Here is a 3,280-nt window from a genome sequence, read left to right as displayed (position 1 = left end):
CGCCGTTGCTGCAAAGCCATCGCCCAGCGACTCAATGTGTCGGTCTTGTTCTTCGCTGCCGCCAACACGGCACGCGCCCCCATGACCAGCAAACTGCGCAAGTAGGAATCTGGGCTTTCCCCATTCCGCCGGACAGGTTGTTTAACCTAACAAGCCGCCTCGAACTGCATGGGGCTGACGTATCCCAGCGTTGAGTGCTGGCGCCGTGTGTTGTAGAACCGCTCGATGTAGTCGAACACCTCGGCCCTGCACTCATCGCGGGACCGGTAAATCCGTCGGCTCAGCCGTTCGGTTTTCAGCGTGGAGAAGAAGCTCTCCATGGCGGCATTATCCCAGCAGTCCCCGCGCTTACTCATACTGCACACGATGCCGGCATCGACCAGCAGCATCTGGAACTGCTCGCTGGTGTATTGGCTGCCCTGGTCGGAGTGGTGCAGGACTTCGCGCGGCCGGCCGCGACGATGCAACGCCATCATCAGGGCGTCGGTCACTAGTTGCGAGGTCATGCTGGCCTGCATGGACCAACCGACGATACGCCGTGAATACAAGTCCATGACGGCGGCGACGTAGAGCCAGCCCTCTGCAGTCCAGACGTAGGTGAAGTCGGCCACCCATTTCTGGTTGGGCGCGCGGGCTGTAAAGTCTCGATCCAGCACGTTGGCGGCGATGGCATGAGCCGATCTTGGCCCCGTGTCCGACGGGTGACGACGGCGCCTGGTTCGTGCCACGAGGTTTGCGCGACGCATCAGACGCGCCACACGATGCCTGCCGCAGTGCTCGCCCCAGGCGCGCAGATCCCGCCATACCCGAGGGCTACCGTATGTCCGATCGCTGGCCTGGAAGCTCTCTCGAATGCAGCCGGTCAATCGCTCATTGGCCAGCGCCCGAGCGCTGGGCGAGCGGCCATGCCACTCGTAAAAACCGCTGCGTGACACGCCTAAGGTTCGGCATAGCTCGCTGATCGACCAGACCGCCCGGTGTCGGGCGATGAACGGATACTTCATGTCTGGTCCTTGGCAAAGTATCCGACCGCTTCCTAAGAAACACCCATCTCGGCGGGCTGCAATGAGAAGCCGAAGTGGGCAGCTCGACGCTGCAGTTGCTTCACGACACGCTCGCGATAGCGCTGCTCGTACTGATCGGCGCCCGGGTCCTCGTATCGCATGCCAAACCGCATCGCCCGATAGAACAGGATAGCGATCTTGCGCGCTGTGGCCGTCACCGCCTTGGCTTTGCCAATGCGCGCCGCCAGCCGCCTGTAAAACGCGCCGAGCGCCGTCTCTGTGCGGCCGACGGTCGACGCCACCAGCCGCAACTGGCAGGCCACCCGACTATTGCTCTTGCGTGTATGTGATGACAGCACCTTGCCCCCACTGATCTTGCAGCCTGGCGACAGGCAGAGCCATGAAGTGAAGTGCTTCTCTGTCGGCCAGCGGCTCAAGTCGGTCCCACACTCCGCGATCAGCGACAGGGCCACGCTGGAGCCGATGCCATGGATCAAGGTCAGGTCGATGCCGGTGAGCTGATACAGCATGGCCCGCACATCGAACTTCGGCGCGTTCACCTGCTTGGTCTTGGTCCTCGGCTTGGCCAGTGGCGTCTCTGGCATTGCCTTGTCCACATTGAGCAACTGCAGAGCCCGTTCCAGCTGGCGATCGCAGTCGGCGATGCGCTCCTGATATGCGTCGAACAGCAGCAGTGCCTGAGACAGCGCAAAGATGTGTTCGGGCTGGTAGTTGCCGACCAGCGCTGAACGGATGGTTTCAAGGCTCTCTCGGCAGCGCACGTCGCGCATGGCAGAAAGTACATCGGGATCCTGCTCGCCTGCAACGATCGCGCGAATGATCCTCAGACCAGTCACGCCACTGATGTCGCTGAGCACGTGGTGCAGCTGCAGATTCATGAGCGTCAGCGCCTTCTGCATGTGCTGCATGTGCGCTGCGGCGTACTCCAGATGCCGATCTCGAATCCGCATGTAGGCACGCAGCGCAGCGATGTCACGTGAGGGGCGGAAGCTGGCCCGCAACAAACCACAGGCATGCAGCCGTTGCAACCACTGGGCGTCGTTGACATCGCTCTTGCGCCCTGGCACGGTCTTGCAGTCGCGTGCATTGGCGAGCACGACAGCGAGGCCACGCTCCTCCAAAATCTCGTAGACCGGAATCCAGTACACACCGGTGGACTCCATGGCCACTGTCGTGACACCCACTGAGATCAGCCAGTCGGCCATGCGCTCGATGTCGGCGGTGAAGCTCTGGAATGTCTGCACGGGATCGTCGCTCAGCTCCGGCGGGACCGCCGCGACTTGAATTCGTGAGCCTATGTCGATGCCGGCGGCCCGCGTGTTGACGATCGGTAGCCCGATCGCTTTCCCCTTCTTGGACATGGAAACCTCCTGTAGGAAAAGTGCCGGACAGGGGAGCGGTTCAATCACTTTCCTAAACGGGGTCGCACAAGGCGCCACCACAACTGGGTCCGCATGATCCCCAGGGGCCACGTTTTTTGACGGGGACGAAAGCCTCCAAAAAGCTGACGGCCACGGTCCGGCACGGTCAGTGTAGGCAGCCAGGTGTTTCTGTACAAAGGGACGGGGCAACGCCACGATGGCCGTTTTTTAGTATGTCCCGCTCGGTCTTGACCTTCGCCAACTCCCGGCGCAGTTGCTCGATCTCCTGTTGCTGGGCGCTCTTGAGCGGCTTGCCAGCCGTCGGCTCCCAGGTGCCGCTGCGCATCTGCCCGACCCAACGCCGCAGAACACTGGGATCCAGGCCCAGGTCCTGCGCCACGCGCGATACGTTGCTATCGGGCTGTTCTGCCAGCCGCACCGCCTCCCGCTTGAACTCGTCCGTGAAATGTCTTCTGTTTCGTGCCATCGCTTCGCTCTCCAGGCATGATCATGCCAGCTGATCTGTCCGGAGGGACGGGGCAAGCCCAATCGCCAGCCTTGGTGATGCGGCCCAGTCGGGCCTTGCCGCCCGAGCTGTACTGGCCGGGCACCAGGCCGAGCCAGGCGGCGAACTGCCGACCGCAGTCGAAGTCATGACCGTTGCCGATCATGGCGACCAGGCAGGTAGCGGTGGTTTCCCCCACACCGTTCAGGCGGGTCAGGCGTTGAGCGCGACTGTCCTGGCGGGCAATGTGTCGGATATGTTGGTCATATTGTGCAATCCGTTCATCGAGTCGGCCGATCTCGCTGAGCAGATCATCGATGACCGTATTGGCCCAGCCGGGCAACTCTTCCAGGCATTCGCCCGCGCGTCGGCGCACGGTAGCTGCCTTG

The 3,280-nt window shown here is 62.3% G+C and carries 4 pseudogenes; all 4 read right to left on the bottom strand.

Annotated elements, in window-relative coordinates:
- Positions 1-143, bottom strand: a pseudogene (locus C666_RS21030) (IS110 family transposase); the annotation flags it as partial.
- Positions 144-146: 3 nt separating this feature from the next.
- Positions 147-2,386: pseudogene (locus tag C666_RS21265) on the bottom strand (IS3 family transposase).
- 181 nt (positions 2,387-2,567) lie between these two features.
- Positions 2,568-2,873: pseudogene (locus C666_RS18785) on the bottom strand (transposase); the annotation flags it as partial.
- A gap of 61 nt (positions 2,874-2,934) precedes the next feature.
- Positions 2,935-3,280 (bottom strand): annotated as a pseudogene (locus tag C666_RS20065) (transposase); the annotation flags it as partial.

This window comes from Thauera linaloolentis 47Lol = DSM 12138 (genome assembly GCF_000310205.1).
GTDB classification, from domain to species: Bacteria; Pseudomonadota; Gammaproteobacteria; order Burkholderiales; family Rhodocyclaceae; genus Thauera; species Thauera linaloolentis.
Note: the sequence above shows the minus strand (reverse complement) of the source record. Positions and strands in the feature narration are given on the sequence as shown.